Source organism: Pseudomonas sp. 2(2015) (assembly GCF_000955865.1).
Taxonomy (GTDB): domain Bacteria; phylum Pseudomonadota; class Gammaproteobacteria; order Pseudomonadales; family Pseudomonadaceae; genus Aquipseudomonas.
Genome location: NZ_JYOF01000003.1, coordinates 302736 through 321587 on the forward strand (window position 1 = coordinate 302736; position 18852 = coordinate 321587).

The following is an 18852-nucleotide window of genomic DNA, read 5'->3' on the forward strand; positions in this document are numbered from 1 at the left end:
GCCAGCGATGGGCTGCGCAGCAGCCCTCTATCAGTGCTGCATAGGCTGATGATCATGCCCCTGCATGACTTGCGCATTCAACGCCCGCACCGGCGCGTTCACTTCAATGCGCTGCTTGACGCCCTTGGCATCCTCGACCACCAGAGTCAGCGGCACGTGCTCGCCTTCCTTGAGTTGCTGGTTGAGGTCCATGAGCATCACGTGATAACCGTTGGGGTCAAGGCTCACCGCCTTGCCGGCCGGCAGCGGCAGGCTGTCGACCTCGCCCATTTTCATCACGTCGTTTTCCATGGTCATCTGGTGTACCTGCACGGTCCTGGCCACCGGCGAAGCGACGCTGAGCAGCTTGCTGTCGGTGCTGGCGGTGAGGGTCATGAAAGCACCGCTGGACTTCTGGTTGGGCACGGTAGCACGCGCCCAGGCGTCGCTGACAGTGGTTTCGGCCATGGCCGGCAGGGCCAGGCCGATCAGGGCCAGCGCGGCCAGGGTACGTTTGACAGGGTTGCGAAGCATTAACACACCTCCATGACAGTGAGCAGGTCTTCTGCGCACTCTTTTGCATTGAGCGAATGGGACAGGCCCAGGCGCAGCTGGCCGCGGGAATCGAAGACGTAGCTGGTCGAGGTGTGCGAGATGGTATAGGTATCGCCGGCTGGCACCTTCTCGTAGAACACACCGAACTCGCGGGCGGCGGCCGCGGTTTCTTCGAGGGTGCCGGACAACGCCACGAACGAGGGGTCGAAGGCCTTGACGTAGGCGTCGAGCACCTCGGGGGTATCGCGCTCGGGGTCGAGGCTGATGAACACCACCTGCAAAAAGCCTGCATCGCGGCCCATCAGCTTCTTGATCTGCACCGCGCGCGCCAGGGTGGTCGGGCACACCGCCGGGCACTGGGTGAAACCGAAGAACACCATCGGCATCGAACCCCAGAAACTCGAGAGGGTACGGACGTTGCCTTGGGTATCCTTGAGCTTGAACGAACGGCCGAGGATCTTGTTGCTCATGTCCTTGCCGTACTTGAAGTCCAGCGCGCCACCGGAACGGGGGTCGCAACCTGCAAGGGCGCCGAGGCCCAGCAGGCTGATCCCGGCAACAACCTGGCGCCGGGTCAGTAATTCAGTCATGTAACCATCCTTTCGGGAAGGTGCCAGCCCCTGGATAGAGGGCATGTCGAGAAACCTTCGCATTTTGTCATGGTGGCGGACGCAGGTTCCAGCGCGCAGCGCCCCGTACGTCTGTATCCCAGTAATTACGGGGTGCGGCCTGTTGTCGCAGGCAGTGACAAGAAACATCCGGCAACGTCTACGGTAGTAATGACGCATCCTGCTCGCCTCTCACTCGTGGAGCCCTCCCCATGCTCAGCAAGGCCGTACTGACCCAACACGAAGTCGCGCAACTGCTTGCCGCCGCCCGCGCCGAAGCCCAGGCCAACCAGTGGCCGGTAAGCATCGCCGTGGTCGATGACGGCGGCCACCCGCTGGCCCTCGAACGCCTGGACGGCTGCCCGCCGATCAGCGCCTACATCGCCCAGGAAAAAGCCCGCACCGCGGCTCTGGGGCGCAAGGACAGCAAGGTCTATGAAGACATCATCAACGGCGGGCGAACGGCCTTTCTCTCGGTGCCGGTGCTCAACGCCACCCTCGAAGGCGGCGTGCCGCTGCGGGTGGACGGTCAGGTGATCGGCGCGGTGGGTGTTTCCGGGGTCAGGTCGGAGCAGGATGCGCAGGTGGCCAAGGTGGCGATCGCCGCGTTGCTGGCGACCCTGGGCAGCTAAAACCCCCTCGATTTTTTTCGCCACGGTCGCCTGACTGGGAAAGCCTGCGCCTATCGCTATATAATTTTGTATATTACGAAAATTGTACGCGATCAGCAGGCCGCAGATGGACCAGTCAAGTTACCCGGGCGCCCCTGACCCTTCGCACCTCGAGGTCTACGAGCCGGCCAGCCCGGCACCGATCAAGCCCAACAGTACCGGGCGGCGCAACCGTGCGCGGATCCTGCGCGAGGCGGCCAGAAGCTTTGCCTGCAAGGGTTTCGCCGCCACCACCATTGGCGATGTGGCGCGCTCGAGCGGGCTGCCCAAGGCCAATATCAACTACTACTTCAGCTCCAAGCAGAACCTCTACCAGCAGGTGCTGGAGATGGTCGCCGTGCCCTACCTGCAGGCTTTCGCCCTGCTGCAGCCCGACAGCGAACCCGGCCCCGCCCTGGGCGGCATGATCCGCGCCAACCTGCGGCTGATCCGCAAGCAGCCCTGGGCGGCAAAAGTGCTGGCGGCTGAATTGCTGCACGGCGCGCGGCAGTTGCCTGGCAGCCATATCGAACATCTGCAGGGTGAGGTCGAGCGCAGCCTCGATTGCCTGCGCCAGTGGATTGCCCGTGGCCAGTTGGCGACGCTCGACCCGCAGCACCTGCTGATCAGCCTGTGGGCAACCACCTTGGCCTACGCTAATTTCGGCTCGCAACTGATGGCCGGGGGCGTCGGCAAGATCAACGAGAGCGAGCTGGAAGCGGGCGCGCAGACCCTCACGCAACTGTTGCTGCGTGGAGTGATAAACGCCTAAAACCGGATAAATTTCCTACATCAGTCACAAAACGGTACACATCCTGCTTACTGCGAGGCGACGCATCCTATGATGCGCCTTTCGTAACGACACATAAGGAAAAGTGCCGTGTTCAAACCGTTAGCAGTCGCTGTAAGCCTGGGTTGTGCAATGTTGTCCTCCGGCGCCAGCGCCTATGAATATGGGCAATATGCCGGGCAGACCCTGGACCGTCTGATCAACCACTACCCCGGACGTTACCGCGGTACCGCCAGTTTCGAAGGTGCTACCGCCCTGATGCAAACGCAACTGGGCTTCGGCTACCAGACCCGCCGCCAGGACTTCACCTGGGCCGGCAACCGCAGTTCGCAGAACGTCATCGCCTCCGCCGCGGGCCAGAACAGCACCTACGTGGTGCTCGGCGCCCACTACGACACCTACTTCGGCCGCCCTACCTTGCAAGGCCTGGACGACAACGCCTCGGGCGCCGCCGTGCTCACCGAGATCGCCCGCAACCTGGGCGGCGTGGCCCTGGAGAACGGCCTGGAAGTGGTCGGTTTTGGTGCCGAAGAAGAAGGCCTGCGCGGTTCGCGCGCCTATGTCGCGTCATTGAGCGACAGCCAGCGCGCCAACCTGTTGGGCATGATCAACCTCGACAGCCTGATCACTGGCGACAAGATGTACGCCCACGCCGCCAGCAACAGCATCGCCAACCCGGCCCTGGGCGCCTACCGCGATCAGTTGCTGCGCATCGCTCAGGAGATGAACATCGCGCTGTTCACCAACCCCGGCCTGAACCCCGAATACCCGGCCGGCACCGGCTGCTGCAGCGACGGCGAAAGCTTCAATAGCCTCAACGTGCCGGTGCTGTTCATCGAGGCCACCAATTGGGAGCTGGGTGAACTGGACGGCTACGAGCAGACCGACAACCCGGCGATCCCCGGCGGCTCGACCTGGCACGACCCGGCTGAAGACAACCAGCAAGTGCTGACCAACGCCTTCGGCCAGCAGCGCATCGACCAGCGCCTGAGCGACTTCTCGCGGTTGCTGACGCGCCTGGTGCTGGAACTGACCAACGCCGACCTGCTCGCCTCCACCGCCTCCGGCGGCGCCATGGCGCGGCAGATGGAGGACCAGTTGCAACGCCAGCACCAGGCCCTGACCCGCCTGCATGACCGCCGCTGGCTGAGCCTGCTGGACGCCACACGGGCGGTCGGCAGCTTTGATGGTGAAGTGGGTGTCGAAGGCGAAGTTTCGCCAGACAGCGGTTTCGATGCGCCGGGCAACCCCGAGTCGAAACGCGTGGGCGTTTATGGCGTTGGCGATTACCGTCTCAATGAAGCCCTGACTGTCGGTGCCAGCCTGAGCTTCCAGCGCAGCCGCGACGCCCTCGACCACGGCGGGCGCATCGAAGGCGACGCCTGGCAGGCCGGGCTGTTTGCCCTGCTCAACGACGGCGGCCCGCAATGGCTGGCCGGCGAGCTTAGCGCCGGGCATACAAGCTTTGATACCAAGCGCTCGGTGTACATCCAGGCCAGCAACGGCCCGGTGCTGCTCGACCAGCGCCTGTCCGGCGACACCTCGGCGTGGTTCTGGGGCGCGCGGCTCGACGGCGGCTACGACTTCAGCTTCGGCGCCTTGAAGACCGGCCCGGTGGCGGGCCTGGACTACATGCACTATCGCATCGATGACTTCCACGAAGACCAGGCCCTGCGCACTGCCCTGGGCTACGAAAAGCAGAACTACGACGCCCTCGAAGCCAGCCTCGGCTGGCGCCTGCATGGCAGCGTCGGCCTGGGGGCGAACATGGCCCTGCAACCCTACGCCAGCGTGCGCTGGGTACGCGAACTGGCCGATGGCCGCCTGGACGAGATCGACCTCACCAGCAATGCCGACGGCCGTGTGCGGGTAGCGGACATGGGCAGCGTCGACAAGGACTTTGGTCGCGCGCAAGTGGGCGCGCAGTTGATGTTCACCGAGCAGTTGGGGGTGTTTGCCGAGGTCAACAGCCGCTTTGCCCATAGCGAGGGTAATCAGGCTGGCTATTCCCTGGGTGTGCAGTGGCAGTTCTGAATCAATAAAATAAAAGGATATAAAAATAACAAAACAATCTAACAATTTGGAATAAACAAATTGAAGGGCCTGCGCGGGCTCCTTATATTTTCGGGCATGCCTTGCCCTTGAATCCCAGGAGTCCGCCCATGTCGCACACGCCCCATTCCCCTCTGCGTCGCCTGCTCACCGGCGGCCTGTTTGCCGCCCTGGCGGCGCTGATCCTGCCCGCCCCGCTGGCCCATGCCGAAGCGAGCAAGACCCTGCGCATCGGCTACCAGAAGTTCAACAGCATCAACATCCTCAAAGGCAGCGGCGCCCTGGAAAAAGCCCTGGAGCCACAAGGGGTGAAAGTCAGCTGGTACGAATTCGCCGCCGGCCCGCAGTTGCTTGAAGCGCTGAGCACCGGCGCCATCGACCTTGGCCATGCCGCCGATGCACCCTCGGTATTTGCCCAGGCTGCCGGCAAGCCGGTGGTGTACCTGGCTGCCGAGCAGCCCTACCCCAAGGGTATCGGCCTGGTGGTGCGCGACCAGGACCACATCGCCAACGTCGCCGCCCTCAAGGGCCAGCGCGTGGCCACCGGTCGCGGCTGGAACGCCCAGTACCTGCTGGCCGTGGCCCTGCAGGATGCCGGCCTGAGCTACAAGGACATCACCCCGGCCTACGTCAACAATGCCGCCGACGCCGTGGCCGCACTGCAGTCCGGCAGCGTGCAGGCCGTGACCCTGTGGGACCCGTTCCTCGCCGCCGCCGAACAGCAACCGGGCCTGAAGAACCTGCGCGACGGCAGCGGGCTGTCCAACAACCGCACCTTCTACCTGTCCTCGGCGGCCTTTGCCGACGACAACCGCGCGCTGCTGAAGACCTTCTTCAGCGAGCTGGCCAAGGTCAGCAACTGGGCCAACCAGAAGCCCGACGAAGTCGCTGCCCTGCTGGCACCGCAACTGGGTATCGGCGCCGACGTGCTGCAGGTGGCCAGCGAGCGGCGCAACTACAACGCCGTGGCCATTGACGCAAAAATCACCGCCGAGCAGCAGAAGCTTGCCGACACCTTCCAGGGCCTGGGCCTGATCCCCAAAGCGCTGAAGGTGGCCGATGCGGTCTACCCGGTGTCGGTCCTGCCCTGAGTACAGACCATGTCCAAGACCATCCGCTTCAACGCCTTCAGCATGAACGCCGCCACCCACCAGTCCCCCGGGCTGTGGCGCCATCCGCGCAACACCAGCGTCGATTTCAATCGCCTGGGTTACTGGACCGACCTCGCCCGCCTGCTCGAACGCGGGCTGTTCGATGCGCTGTTCATTGCCGATGTGCTGGGTATCTATGACGTCTACCAGGGCAGCGCCGACGGCGCCCTGCGCGGCGGCGTGCAGGTACCGGTCAACGACCCGCTGCTGATCGTCCCGGCCATGGCCGGGGTCACCGAACACCTGGGCTTTGGCATCACCTTTTCGCTGACCTACGAGCACCCGTACCCCTTCGCCCGGCGCATGTCCACGCTCGATCACCTGAGCGCCGGGCGGGTGGGCTGGAACATCGTCACCGGTTACCTCGACAGCGCCGCACGCAACCTCGGCCTGGCGCGGCAACTGGGCCACGACGAGCGCTACGAGCTGGCCGAGGAATACCTGCAGGTGCTGTACAAGCTCTGGGAAAAAAGCTGGGACGACGATGCCGTGGTGCAGGACCGCGCCAGCGGCCAGTTCCTCGACCCGGCCCGGGTGCACCCGATCAACCACCAGGGCGAGCACTTCCAGGTGCCCGGCATTCACCTGAGCCAGCCTTCGCCGCAGCGCACGCCGGTGCTGTTCCAGGCCGGCGCCTCGCCGCGCGGCCTGCGCTTTGCCGCCGACCATGCCGAATGCGTGTTTATCAGCGCGCCGACCCAGGCGGCGCTGAGCGGCTATGTAAAAAGCATCCGCAAGGCCACCCGCGACGCCGGCCGGCCTGAACAGGACGTGCTGATCTACGCCCAGGCGTTGCTGATCGTCGCCGACAGTCGCCAGGCGGCCGAGGCCAGGCTGCAGGAGTACCGCCAGTACGTGGACGTCGAGGCGGCGCTGACCCTGCTGTCGGGCTGGACCGGCATCGACTTCGCAGGGGTCGACCCCGACGCGTTGATCGAATACATCGACAACGACGCCGGCCGCACTGCCCTGGCGGTGTTCACCAAGGCCGACCCGAACCGGCGCTGGACCGTGCGCGAAGCGGCCGAGTTCGTCAGCCTCGGCGGCCGCGGCCCGGTGTTGCTCGGTTCAGCGTCAGAGATTGCCGATCAACTGGAAGACTGGCTCGACCACACCGGTATCGACGGTTTCAACCTCACCTATGCGGTAGTGCCCGACGACCTGCACGCGGTGGTCGAGCAGGTGGTGCCCGAGCTGCAACGCCGTGGCCGTTATCCCACGGCATATGAAGACGGAACCTTGCGCCACAAGCTGTTCGGCCGCGGTGACCGTTTGCAGGCCGAACACAAGGGCCGGCTCGTCCGGATCTGATCCCAGGCACTATGCTCTGAACAGTCGCCCAACCGCTGGAGCCTGTTCATGCGCCTTCGCCTTGTCTTGTGCCTGTTGCTGGCCCTCAGCAGCGGCGCCAGCGCCACTGAACAGTGGCACCTGGCGCAGGATGAAGACGGCATCCAGGTGTACCTCAGCGAGGTGCCGGGTTCGCCCTACCAGCAGTTTCGCGGCGTGGCGTTGATCAAGGCCAGCGTGTCGACCTTGAGCGAGCTGCAGGAAAACCTGCGGGTTGCCTGCAAATGGCTGTACGGCTGCGCCGACATGCGCCTGCTCAAGGTCGAGGGCGACAGCACCTGGGTCTACCTGACCACCGCCCTGCCCTGGCCGGCCAGCACCCGCGACATGGTCATCCAGGTGCAGAGCGAGCGCCGCGACGACGGCAGCCTGGTACGGCGCATCAAGGCCGTGCCGGGCATGGTCAAGCATGTGCCGGGGCAGATCCGCGTGCGCCAGCTCCAGGGCCTGTGGACCTTCGTGCCCAAGGGCGAGCAACTCACCGAAGTGACCTACCAACTGCAGGCCGATCCGGCCGGCGACATTCCCTCGTGGCTGGCCAACCAGTTCGTCCTCGATGCCCCCAGCGTGTCCTTGCGCACCTTGCGCGCGGTGGCCGAGCGCCAGGGTGGCTCAGCGCCCTGAACAGCGCCCTGCATGGTTTTTGTCGTCCGCGGCTTGTTGGCGGCCCGCACCCGAGCCTTAGGCTCGAAAGGGTGTGCCATAACGACAAAAAATGGAGTTGCCATGCCCTTCCCAACCCTGCACCCACGTACCCGCCTGGCCTGCCTGATCACAGCGTGGTGCCTGAGCCAGCCCCTGCACGCCGCCCAGGCCCCGGCCAGCGCCAGCGAACCGACGCGCAGCAGCAATGCCGCTGTGCTGAGCCAACTGCCGTTTGCCGACCGCGCCGATTACCAGGCCGCTACCCGTGGCCTGGTTGCGCCGTTCACCGGCAAGATCAGCGATGCCGCCGGCAAGCCGGTATGGAGCCTTGAGGACTACAAATTTCTCGCCGCCCAAGACAGCCCCGACAGCGTCAACCCCAGCCTCTGGCGCCTGGCACAGCTCAACGCCCATGCCGGCTTGTTCGAGGTCGCGCCACGTTTGTACCAGGTGCGCGGCCTGGACCTGGCCAACATGACGATCATCGAAGGCGACGACGGGCTGATCATCATCGACCCGCTGACCACCGCCGAAACCGCCCGCGCCGCGCTGCAGCTGTACTACCAGAACCGCCCGCAAAAACCGGTGGTGGCGGTGATCTACAGCCACAGCCACACCGACCATTTTGGCGGCGTGCGCGGGGTCATCGACGAGGCCGACGTCAAGGCCGGCAAGGTCAAGGTGTTCGCCCCCAGCGGCTTCATGGAACACGTGATGAGCGAGAACGTCTATGCCGGCAACGCCATGAGCCGGCGCGCCCAGTACCAGTTCGGCCTGTACCTGCCGCGCGGGCCCCAGGGCCAGGTCGACACCGGGATCGGCAAGGGCTTGACCACCGGTGGCACCATCACCCTGATCGAACCCACCGAGCTGATCAGCAAGCCCTACGAGACCCGCACCGTGGCCGGTATTGAACTTGAGTTCCAGCTGACCCCGGGCACCGAAGCGCCAGCGGAAATGAACCTGTACCTGCCGCAGTTCAAGGCCCTGGGCATTGCCGAAAACGCGGTGCAGACCCTGCACAACATTCTCACCCCGCGCGGCGCCCAGGTACGTGACGCCAAGGCCTGGTCGCAGTACCTGGACGCCAGCCTGAGCCGTTACGGCGACAAGACCGAGGTGCTGTTCGGCCAGCACAACTGGCCGACCTGGGGCGCAGAGCAAGTGCGTACGCTGATCGCCGACCAGCGCGACATGTATGCCTTCCTCAACGACCGCACCTTGCACTTGCTCAACCAGGGCCTGACGCCGATGGAAATCGCGCAGAACATGCAGACCCTGCCCGGGGAGCTGGCGAACAAGTGGTACGCCCGTGGCTACTACGGCTCGCTGAGCTTCAACGCGCGGGCGGTGTACCAGCGCTACATGGGCTTTTACGACGGCAACCCGGCCAACCTCAACCCGCTGCCGCCGGTCGAGAGCGCCCGGCACTATGTCCAGGCCATGGGCGGCGGCGAGGCGGTGCTGGCCAAGGTGCATGCGGCGATGGACAAGGGCGAGTACCGCTGGGCGGTGCAACTGGGCAACCAGCTGCTGTTTGCCGAGCCCGACAACGCCCAGGCGCGCAGCGCTCAGGCGCAAGCGCTGGAACAGCTCGGTTACCAGAGCGAGAACGCCACCTGGCGCAACATGTACCTGACCGGAGCCATGGAACTGCGCGATGGCCCGCCGAGCCAGGCGGGCAGTTCGGTGTCGGTGGACATGGTGCGGGCGCTGACCGCGGACATGTTCTTCGACTACATGGCGGTGCGCGTCGATGTCGACAAGGCGGTGGGCCATGACCTGAACCTGAACTGGAGCTTTACCGACCCGGACCAGGCCTACAACCTGACCTTGCGCAATGGCGTGCTGACCCACCGCGCGGGCCTGAACCCCAAGGCCGATGCCAGCTTGAGCATGAACAAGGCGACCCTTGAACAGATCAGCCTCAAGCAACTGGACTTCCCGACGGCGATGCAAAAAGGCCTGATCAAGGTCGAAGGCAACGGCAAGAAAATCGCCGAACTGCTGGGCACCCTCGACAGCTTCAGCCCGCAGTTCAATATCGTTACGCCTTGAGGGCCCTCATCGCTGGCAAGCCAGCTACCACAGGTCTGAGTACACCGCACCTGTGGAAGCCGGCCTGCCGGCGATCGAGCCCGCAGGGCTCGTGTGCTACTTGGCCCAGCGACGCAATTGCGAAGGGGTGTAATCGTCAGTCCTGGCAGTAAACCCTACGCGCATCGGCGCCTTCTCTTCGTTGCTCAAGCCACCGGCGTAATAACGCCCGGAGATCAGGTCGTACGAAGTCTCCAGCACGTTGTAGGTAAAGTCGTGATCATAGTGCTGGATCGCATGCAGCTCCGAGCTGCGCCACAACTCGCCGCGGCTGTCGTACTGATCCACCTGGGCGATCTGCCAGCTGTCTTCGTCCAGATAAAACCTGCGCTTGCTGTAGATATGCCGGGCACCGGGCTTGAGCGAGGCTTCGACCACCCAGACCCGATGCTTTTCATAGCGGGTATAGGCCGGGTTGATGTGGTTGGGCTTGACCAGTTCATCAAGCTTCACGGCGCGGCTGCCCAGACGATAGCTGTTGTAGGGAATGTACAACTCCTGCTTGCCGATCAGCTTCCAGTCAAAGCGGTCCGGCGCGCCATTGAAGCCATCGATATTGTCGGCGGTGATCAGGCCGTTGCTGTAGCGCGCGCTGTTGTCATAAGCCAGCATCGGCGCCCGTCGCACTCGCCGTTGCGCCGGCAGGTATTGCCAGGCCGCACGCGGCTCGACGACCTGGTCGAGCGGTTCGTGCACCAGCACGGTCTCGCCGGCCAGGCGCGCCGGCTCCAGCACCCGGCTCTTGAACATGAACAGCACATTGGCGTTGGGTTCAAGGCCGGTGACCGCTTGGGCAAAACTTACCAGCGACTGCGCGCGGATATAGCTGACCGCACCGTTCTCACGCACCAGGGCAATACTGCTGAAGCGCTCAAAGCTGCCACCACGCCAGCGGGTCATGTGGTTCCACATCACCTCCATGCCTTCGGTCGGCAGCAGGAATGGAATACCGCGTGTGTAGTCGTGCAGGCCGTTGCCGCCATCGGCGAGAGTGGTCTTGCTGGCGTTGCTGCGGCTGTCGGCAAGTATCGCAGCGGGCAAGCGCGCACTGCGATGGGTCGGGTACACCGGCATCTGGTAGCTGCCCGGGTAGCGCTTGAACATCGCTATCTGGCCGGGGCTGAGCGCACTCTGGTACTGCCCGAGGTTTTGCGCGGTGATGGTGAACAGCGGCTTTTCACTGGCGAACGGGTCACTGTAGCCGCCGTTGCCATCGAGGCTGCCGGCGGTTTTGTCGAGGCCGCCGGTCCAGGCCGGGATGCTGCCGTCGGCATTGCCGGCGCGCTCCGAGCCCATGGGTGTGAGGGTCTTGTCCAACGGGCCGAGGTCTGTGCTCTTGGCCTGGGCCAGGGCGCTGACGCAGGTCAGGGCCAACAACAGGGGATGGATACGCATTTTTATTGTTCTCCTTAGAAATCGACCTTGAAGCTGACCGAGGCAAAATCACGGTCATCAAGGGTGCTGTAGTGGTTGGAACCGAAGAAGCTGTTGTAAGCCAGCTCCACGCTGTAATCGTTGAGGTAGTTGGCAGTAAGACTCAGGCCCAGGGCCTGCTGGCCTTCCTGGAACGGCCCGAGCGGGTCGTAGGAATAACCCTCGACGTCATGGCGCCAGTTGACCGCCGGAATCAGGTTCACGCCGGGCAACACATCGCTGTATTCAAGGCTGGCGCGCAGGCGATAGCCCCAGGACCAGTCGGTGGCAAAGCCCTTGTCGGTGCAGTAGCGGTTGGTCACTCCAGAGGCGACGCTGTTGCAGGTGCTGCCGTTGCGCGGCGCGCTGCGGCCAAAGGCGGCATTGCGGCCCAGGCGCTCGTCACCGAGGCCGTCGATATGCACCACGCCGACTTCACCGAACAGGCTCAGGCGGGTGGCGCCGAGCACGTTGTCGATGGCCTGGGTCGCCGAGCTGGTCAGTTGCCACACGCCTTTGCGTTCCCAGCCATCCAGGCGATCGCCAGCGCGGATGTTGAAGCCCTCGGGCAACTGCACCCACGAGTTGCCGGCCGCTCCGGAGACCACCGCGGTGGTGACATCCGGGGCGTTGAAACTCAGCGGCATGTTCGGCCGATAACTGAGCTCGGCCGCCAGCGATATGCCGCTGTTGGGCTCGACGCCGTTGATGCTCAGCCCGTACAGGCGGATGTTCTCGGGGAAGGCCGCAGCGTACGAAGGCCCCTGCCCGCCCCCGGGAAAATTCCCTGGCAGCGCGGTGTTGCGCGCATCGAGGGTCAGGTACGGCAGGCGCGAGTGGTAGTTGATGAAGTACAGCGCCGCCTCGGCATCATTGAGCGCCGGCAGCATCTGGCGCAGGGCAAAACCGAACTGGCCGTTGTCGGACGGCGACTCGTTGCCACGCGCACTGGCGTACAGGCCGCTGGCCTGCATCTGCTGGTCAGTGAGCGCCTGGCCCAGGTACAGCGGCCCGCAGCCCGGCTGGATGACATCGCTGCCGGCAAAGAAGGTGCCGCAGCCATCGAGCACGCTGGGGCGCCAGTTGTACTGGTAGAAACCTTCAAGGTTGAGAGTGTCAGATACGCCGAAGCTGAACGAGAGCATCTCCACCGGCAGCTGGCCTTCCTTGATCTCGACCCCGGGGCGGTTGAAGGCGGTGATGTCCAGCGGGTTGATGACGTTGATACCGTTCTGGATCAGCAGCGCCTCACCCCACGACAGCACCTGCTTGCCAAGCTTGAAACTCAGCGGATGACCGGCCAGCTCGAAGTCTTTCCACAGGTAGGCGTCGAGCACTTCCAGGCCCTGGAACCTGGCCAGGTCATCCCAGCCGCTGTCGTCGAAATCCTTGAAGCGGCCGTCGCCGGTTTCATAGGCATGGTCGTACCAGTACTTCAGGCGCACAAAGGCGCCCTGGCCCTGGCCGTCGAGGCTGAAATCGGTCAGGCCCTTGAAGGTTTGCGAGATCGGGTCGCCCTTCTTGAAGTTCAGGCGGTTATCGTCGGCACTCACGCCCGTGCCATCGGCGTTCACGCCCTGGGCCTGCAGGGCATTGGCGCGGGTCATCAGGTGGCGGTCGGGGCTCTGGGTCGACCAGCTGCTGCCCAGGCTCAAGGTGCTGCGGGTGGTGAAACTCCAGTCTTCATTGATGTCGAAACTGGCGGCCTGTGCCGGTACTGCGCAGGCCGCCAACAAGGTCAGCAGCAAAGGTGATGGGGTTGAGCTTGTTGTTGTCATTATCGAGCTCCAATAGGGATCAAGCCCGATCAAGATGCCCAAGCGCCCGCCGCCACACGCAAGCGGCGCACGACAAAAAACGATCATCAAGGCGTTGCGAAAAATGCCCCTAGGCCGGTTGCAATCCGCTCAGGCGAAACTGCTTGGGCGTGACCCCGAACTGCTTGCGAAAGGCCCGGATGAAATTGCTCGGCTGGCGGTAGCCGAGGCGTTCGGCAATTCGCTCGATGGGCTGGTCGCCCGCCGCCAGCCAGTGGCGAGCCAGGTGCAGGCTGTCTTCGCGTACCTCGGCCAGGCCCGCGCCTTGCCACTGGCGCAGCATGCCCTGGTGCAGAAAAGCATTGGCACCGGGCAACGCCAGTTCGAGCGCGCCCGGCGCCAGTTGCAGGCTCAACCATGGGCCACTGACCACCGCCACGCCCCAGCCCTGCAACCAGCGTCCTGCCGCCTGCTGCGCTAGCACGCTGACCTGAGTGAACACCTGCGCCGGCGTGCGCCCGGCGCGTCGGGCGATGTTGCGCACCAGGCTCAGTACCACGGCGTCGAGCATGTAGTGATGGGGTTGCTGCTGATAGCGGCGCAGGTGCAGGCTCGACGCCTCCAGGCTGACCAGCAGGCAGTTGGTCACCAGTGGCAGGTAGCGGATAAAACACTCAAGGCTGTCGCCGACGGTGGCGGCCGAGTCGAGCAGGATGTTCAACCCCTGCAGCGAATGGGTGGCCATGCCCGGGACCAGCTCGCACCCGAACTCATGACCGGCGCCAGCGGCCTCGCATTCGCGCAACAGCTGCTCGACCTGCGCCGCCCCTATCCGGCTTTGCCCGTGCAACTGCGCAGGCTCCATGCCGGCCCGTTGCAACAGCAGGTTCACAGGCAGCCCGCAGCCCTGGGCATGAGCGACCAGGGTGCGGGTCAAGGCGGCGCAGACATAGGGCGAAGCAAGCATGGCAGGTCACGCAAAATGATCAGGCCCTGAGTTATGCCAGCGGCTACACTATCGATCAAATGCATAAAAAGTATCCGTAACATGCAAGGGGCGCATGATGGACCTTCGACAACTTCGCCACTTCGTGGCCCTGGCCGATTATCGCGGGTTCGTGCGCGCTGCCGATGCCGTCAACCTTAGCCAGCCGGCCTTCAGCCGCAGCATCCAGACCTTGGAACGCGATCTGGATTGCGCCCTGGTCGAGCGTGGCAGCCGTGAATTTCGCCTGACCGGTCAGGGCCAACTGGTGCTGCAACACGCGCGGCGCCTGCTGGCCAGCAGCCAGAGCCTGCACAACGAGCTGCTGCAATACAACGGCCTGGAAGGCGGCGAGCTGAGCTTCGGCAGCGGCCCCTACCCGGCCCAGTTGCTGGTGCCCGAGGCGCTGGCGCAGTTCATTCACGACCACCCGCTGGTGCGCGCGCGCTTTCACCAGGGCGACTGGGAGCAACTGGGCAGCTGGCTCAAGGAGCAGCAGATCGAGTTCCTGGTGGCCGACTCGCGCTACTTCAAGGACGACCCGCGCTACCAGGTGCAGGCGCTACGGCCACGGCGCGGGCGGTTTTTCTGCCGGGCCGGGCACCCGCTGGCCGCGCGCGCCGGGCTCACCCTCAGGGCCCTGCTCGACTACCCGATCGCCGGCACGCGCATCCCGCCGATGATCCGCAAGATCCTCGCCCGCGCCCAGGGTACCCAAGACTTTGTCACCAGCGTCGAATGTGCGCAGTTCGATGCCATTCGCCGCGTGGTGATGCGCTCGGACGCCATTGGCCTGGCCACCGCCGAAGCCCTGCACGAACGGGTCGAGGCCGGTGAGATCCAGCTGCTGAGCTTCGTCGATGTGGATGCCAACGACCCTGACCTGCAGCTGCAGTACGGCATCGTCAGCCGCGCCGGCGACAGCCTGACACCCGCGGCGCAGGCGATGATCGCGGCTATCCTCAGTGTCGATCAACAATTGCTGGTGAGCCGCTCATGAAGCCCGTGCCGCCCAATGCCTTCTACGCCCCGACCCTGCTGCCAGCCATCGAGGAACTGCAGCAACGCGGGGTGAGCCAAACGCTGATCGAGGCAGTGTTTCGCCGTAGCCTGTTCGAGTTGCGCACGCCGTTCCTGCGCGTGCCGTTGCTGCTGTCGCGGCGCTTCTGGACCCTGGCCCTGAGCGAAAGCCACGACCCCTTTATCGGCCTGGCCGCCGGCCGGCGTTTTGTTTCCACCGCCACCAACGGCCTGACCTACCTGTTCGATGTCGCCGCCTCGCTGGACAGCGCCTGCGCCTACTTTGTCGAGTACTTTCCGTTTTTCAACGGCCATTTCCGTGCCCGCATCGAGCGTAAAAATGGCCAGGTCAGCCTGCGCCTGCAGGACTGCGGCAGCCTCAAGGCCACAGCACCGATCACCGATTACATGCTCACCAGCCTGTGCAGCCTACTGCGCCGCAAACTGCTGGCCAGCGGCCTGGAGCAGGACCCGATCATCGCCATCGAGCTGGCCCACCCGGCGCCGGCCGACACCCGCGTGCATCCGCACGCCTGGCGCACGGCGGTGAGCTGGGGCCACGCCGAACATGGCATCGGCCTTGACCCAGGGGTGTTCGAACAGGCGCTGACGCCGGGCAACCAGGCACTGGAACAGTTGCTGGTGGAGCTGCTGCAACAAACCCAGCGCAACAGCCAGCCGACCCTGCTGGAACTGGCCAGCGACCACCTGGCCGTGAGCCTTGCCGACAGCGAGCGCTGGCCGACATTCTGCAGCCACCAGCACCTGCTCGAACGCACCGCGGCCCGGCGCCTGAAAGCACTGGGCTGGAGTTATACCGAGCTATTGGACGAATACCGCCGCTACCGCGCCGAAGACCTGCTGCACGGCAGTGAGCTTGAGTTGGTGCAGATCGCCGACCAGCTCGGCTACAGCGACGTGCAGAGTTTTCACCGCGCCTGCCTGCGCTGGTTCGCCTGCGCGCCCGGGGCCTATCGCGGGCGCTGAGGGTTTCAGAGCACTTCGAACAAGCCGGCGGCGCCCATGCCGCCGCCCACGCACATGCTCACCACCACGTACTTGACGCCACGGCGCCGGCCTTCGAGCAAGGCATGGCCGACCATGCGCGCGCCACTCATGCCGTAGGGGTGGCCGATGGCGATGGCGCCACCATTGACGTTGAGCCGCGCCGGGTCGATGCCCAGGGTTTGCGCGCAATACAGCACCTGGCAGGCAAAGGCTTCGTTGATTTCCCACAGGCCGATGTCATCGACGCGCAAACCGTGCTGACGCAGCAACTTGGGGATCGCCAGCACCGGGCCGATGCCCATCTCCTCGGGGGCCAGGCCGGCCACGGCGATACCGCGATACAGGCCCAGCGGCCTGACCCCGCTACGCGCCGCCAGCGCCCCACTCATCAGCACGCTGGCACTGGCGCCGTCAGACAACTGGCTGGCGTTGCCGGCGGTGATGCAGCCGCCTTCGCGCACCGGCGCCAGGTTTTGCAGGCCCGCCAAGGTGGTTTGCGGGCGGTTGCCTTCATCCTGGGTCAGCTGCACGTCCTGGTAGCTGATCGCCCCGCTGAGCTTGTCGACGACTTTCTTGCGCACGCTGACCGGCACGACCTCATCGGCAAACAGCCCCGCTGCCTGGGCTGCTGCCGTGCGCTGCTGGGATTGCAGGCTATAGGCATCCTGGGCTTCGCGGCTGATGCCGTAGCGCTTGGCGACGATCTCGGCAGTGAGCAGCATGGGCATGTAGGCATGCTCGGCCATGCGCACCACATTGGCGTCCTGCTCGGCCGCTGCGGCCTGCATATGGGCGTTCTGCACCAGGCTGATCTGCTCCTGGCCGGCGCCGATCGCCACCTGCATGCCGTCGACCATGATCTGTTTGGCGGCAATCGAAATCGCCATCAGCCCCGAGGCGCACTGGCGGTCGATGGTCTGGCCGCTGACCGACAGCGGCAAGCCGGCCGCCAGCGCCGACAGGCGCGCCAGGTTGGTCGAGGCAGTGCCGCTTTGCATGGCGGTACCCAGCACCAGGTCGTCGATTTCGCCGGGTTCGATGGCGGCGCGTTCGACCGCTGCGCGAATGGCCACGGCGCTCATCGACGGTGCCTTGAAGTCATTGAAGGCGCCGCGAAAAGCCTTGGCTATCGGCGTGCGCGCGGTTGAGACAATTACGGCGTCTTGCATGGTGATGTACTCCAGTCAGTCACAACGCAAACGGCCCAATGCCGCCCGCAGGGGTTCAGGGATGGTTAGCGGACGGTTGCTGGCGCGCTCGACAAATACGTGAACAAAGCGCCCCACTGCACTGGCCTGCTGCTGCCCGGCCTTGAAGATGCCCAGGCGGTAGTGCACCGAGCTGTTGCCCAGCTTGCTCACCGCCAGGCCGACCTCGATGCGCTCGGGAAAGGCAACTGAGGCGAAATAATCGCAGCTGGAATTGACCACCAAGGCAATCACTTCACCCTGGTGGATATCCAGCCCGCCGTGCTCGATCAGGTAGCTGTTCACCGCGCTGTCGAAGAAGCTGTAGTAAACGACGTTATTGACGTGGCCATAGACGTCGTTGTCGTGCCAGCGCGTGGTGATCGGCTGGAAGTGACGAAAGGCCTCGCGCCCGGGCTGCTCCATCAGAACGCCTCCCGATAAATCGCCAGGGCATCGGCTTCACTGACCTCGCGCGGGTTGTTGACCAGCAGGCGTTGCTGTTGCATGGCATCGCGGGCCAGTTGTTCGAGACTGCCCTCAGGCACACCGGCATCGCGCAAACGGCTCGGCAGGCCGCAGCGCGGGCTCAGTTCGGCCAGCTCATCGATCAACTGCGCGGTGAGGCTGTGCACATCGCCGGCGCGCAGGCGCTCACCCAGCAGCAGCGGCGCCAGCTCGGCATACAGGGGCGCCGCCGCTTCAGCGTTGAAGCGCAGCACGTGGGGCAGCACCAGGGCATTGGACAGCCCGTGGGGGATATGAAAATGCCCGCCCAGCGGATAGGCCAGCGCATGCACCGCCGCCACCGGCGCGTTGGCAAACGCCTGGCCGGCCAGGCACGCGCCGAGCAGCATGGCCTGGCGCGCCTCGCGGTTGCTTGCGTTGTGCACCGCCTGGTCAAGATTGCCCGCCAACAACCTCAACGCTTCGCGGGCCAGCAGGTTGGACAACGGGTTGCGCTTGAGCTTGCTGGTGTAGGCTTCGATGGCATGAACCATAGCGTCGATGCCGGTCGCAGCGGTAACGGCTGGCGGCAGGCCGAGGGTCAGGTCGGCGTCGAGCAGCGCAAGGTCGGGCAGCAACAGGTTGGAGACCACGCCCATCTTGCTGTGCTCGCCAGTGGTGACGATGGCAATCGGGGTGACTTCCGAACCGGTGCCGGCGGTGGTCGGTACCTGGATCAACGGCAAGCGCCGGCCACGGGCCTGGTCGACGCCATAGATATCGCTGAGCAGTTGCTGGCATTGCGGGTGCGCCAGCAGCGCCACCAGCTTGGCGACGTCCATGGAGCTGCCGCCGCCAAAGCCGACGATCAGGTCGGCGTGCATCGCCCGCGCCTGCAGCACCACCTCCAGCACACAAGCTTGCGGCGGGTCGGCCTGCACCTGGTCGAACACCTCTACGGCCAGGCCGTGCTGGGAAAAAGCGGGCAGCAGCGGTTCAAGCAAACCCAGGCGGGCAATGCCCGGGTCGGTGACGATCAACACCGCCTGCGCCCCGCGTTCGCGGCACAGGCTGGCCAGGCGCAAGGCGGCGCCGGCTTCGCAGAGGATCTGCGCGGTGGTAGCAAAACTGAATGAGTGCATGCGGCGTCCCTCGTTG

17 protein-coding genes are annotated in these 18852 nt (G+C 64.8%); 9 read left to right on the forward strand and 8 right to left on the reverse strand.

Going from position 1 to position 18852, the window contains the following annotated elements; genetic code table 11:
- Positions 1–30: 30 nt before the first annotated feature.
- Both UB48_RS04265 and UB48_RS04270 read right to left on the reverse strand, forming a co-directional pair.
- Complete coding sequence (locus tag UB48_RS04265) at positions 31–513, reverse strand: copper chaperone PCu(A)C (protein WP_045194319.1); 483 nt, start codon at positions 511–513, stop codon at positions 31–33.
- Complete coding sequence (locus UB48_RS04270) at positions 513–1124, reverse strand: SCO family protein (RefSeq protein WP_045194321.1); 612 nt, start codon at positions 1122–1124, stop codon at positions 513–515. Before UB48_RS04270 ends, UB48_RS04265 begins: the two co-directional genes overlap by 1 nt.
- 230 nt (positions 1125–1354) lie before the next feature.
- Here UB48_RS04270 and UB48_RS04275 point away from each other — a divergent pair, with 230 nt between their 5' ends.
- From UB48_RS04275 to UB48_RS04305, 7 genes are all read left to right on the forward strand, one after another.
- Entirely contained in the window at positions 1355–1774 is a 420-nt protein-coding gene (locus UB48_RS04275) for a heme-binding protein (RefSeq protein WP_045194323.1), read from the forward strand.
- Positions 1775–1880: 106 nt separating this feature from the next.
- Entirely contained in the window at positions 1881–2564 is a 684-nt protein-coding gene (locus UB48_RS04280) for a TetR/AcrR family transcriptional regulator (RefSeq protein ID WP_052676471.1), read from the forward strand.
- 108 nt (positions 2565–2672) lie between these two features.
- On the forward strand, positions 2673–4616 hold the full coding sequence (locus UB48_RS04285) for an autotransporter outer membrane beta-barrel domain-containing protein (protein WP_045194326.1): 1944 nt from the start codon (positions 2673–2675) through the stop codon (positions 4614–4616).
- A gap of 128 nt (positions 4617–4744) precedes the next feature.
- Complete coding sequence (locus UB48_RS04290) at positions 4745–5725, forward strand: aliphatic sulfonate ABC transporter substrate-binding protein (protein ID WP_045194328.1); 981 nt, start codon at positions 4745–4747, stop codon at positions 5723–5725.
- Positions 5726–5734: 9 nt separating this feature from the next.
- Positions 5735–7096 carry an LLM class flavin-dependent oxidoreductase gene (locus UB48_RS04295; RefSeq protein ID WP_045194330.1) on the forward strand — a complete coding sequence of 454 codons (1362 nt, stop codon included), beginning with the start codon at positions 5735–5737 and terminating at the stop codon, positions 7094–7096.
- A gap of 48 nt (positions 7097–7144) precedes the next feature.
- Complete coding sequence (locus UB48_RS04300) at positions 7145–7759, forward strand: START domain-containing protein (protein WP_045194331.1); 615 nt, start codon at positions 7145–7147, stop codon at positions 7757–7759.
- Positions 7760–7861: 102 nt separating this feature from the next.
- Positions 7862–9838, forward strand: a complete 1977-nt coding sequence (locus UB48_RS04305) for an alkyl/aryl-sulfatase (protein ID WP_045194333.1) — start codon at positions 7862–7864, stop codon at positions 9836–9838.
- Positions 9839–9934: 96 nt separating this feature from the next.
- Here the strand turns inward: UB48_RS04305 and UB48_RS04310 are convergent, their stop codons facing one another.
- The 3 genes from UB48_RS04310 to UB48_RS04320 all read right to left on the reverse strand — a co-directional run bounded on the left by UB48_RS04310 (position 9935) and on the right by UB48_RS04320 (position 14014).
- Entirely contained in the window at positions 9935–11272 is a 1338-nt protein-coding gene (locus tag UB48_RS04310; RefSeq protein ID WP_045194335.1) for a DUF1329 domain-containing protein, read from the reverse strand.
- A 14-nt stretch (positions 11273–11286) separates the two neighbouring features.
- Positions 11287–13068, reverse strand: a complete 1782-nt coding sequence (locus UB48_RS04315) for a DUF1302 domain-containing protein (protein ID WP_045194337.1) — start codon at positions 13066–13068, stop codon at positions 11287–11289.
- 109 nt (positions 13069–13177) lie between these two features.
- Entirely contained in the window at positions 13178–14014 is an 837-nt protein-coding gene (locus UB48_RS04320) for an AraC family transcriptional regulator (RefSeq protein WP_045194340.1), read from the reverse strand.
- Between the two features lie 97 nt (positions 14015–14111).
- On the opposite strand from UB48_RS04320, the gene UB48_RS04325 reads away from it, so the two are divergent.
- Positions 14112–15032, forward strand: a complete 921-nt coding sequence (locus UB48_RS04325) for a LysR family transcriptional regulator (RefSeq protein WP_045195674.1) — start codon at positions 14112–14114, stop codon at positions 15030–15032.
- Complete coding sequence (locus tag UB48_RS04330; protein WP_045194343.1) at positions 15029–16039, forward strand: AraC family transcriptional regulator; 1011 nt, start codon at positions 15029–15031, stop codon at positions 16037–16039. Before UB48_RS04325 ends, UB48_RS04330 begins: the two co-directional genes overlap by 4 nt.
- Before the next feature lie 5 nt (positions 16040–16044).
- On the opposite strand, the gene UB48_RS04335 is transcribed toward UB48_RS04330, so the two are convergent.
- The 3 genes from UB48_RS04335 to UB48_RS04345 are packed head-to-tail and all read right to left on the reverse strand — an operon-like array spanning position 16045 to position 18836.
- Entirely contained in the window at positions 16045–17229 is a 1185-nt protein-coding gene (locus UB48_RS04335; RefSeq protein ID WP_045194345.1) for an acetyl-CoA C-acyltransferase, read from the reverse strand.
- A 15-nt stretch (positions 17230–17244) separates the two neighbouring features.
- Positions 17245–17673, reverse strand: a complete 429-nt coding sequence (locus tag UB48_RS04340; RefSeq protein WP_045194347.1) for a thioesterase family protein — start codon at positions 17671–17673, stop codon at positions 17245–17247.
- Positions 17673–18836: an iron-containing alcohol dehydrogenase gene (locus UB48_RS04345; RefSeq protein WP_045194349.1), complete on the reverse strand. Its 1164-nt coding sequence runs from the start codon at positions 18834–18836 to the stop codon at positions 17673–17675. The genes UB48_RS04340 and UB48_RS04345 overlap by 1 nt, the downstream gene beginning before the upstream one ends.
- Positions 18837–18852: the final 16 nt, after the last annotated feature.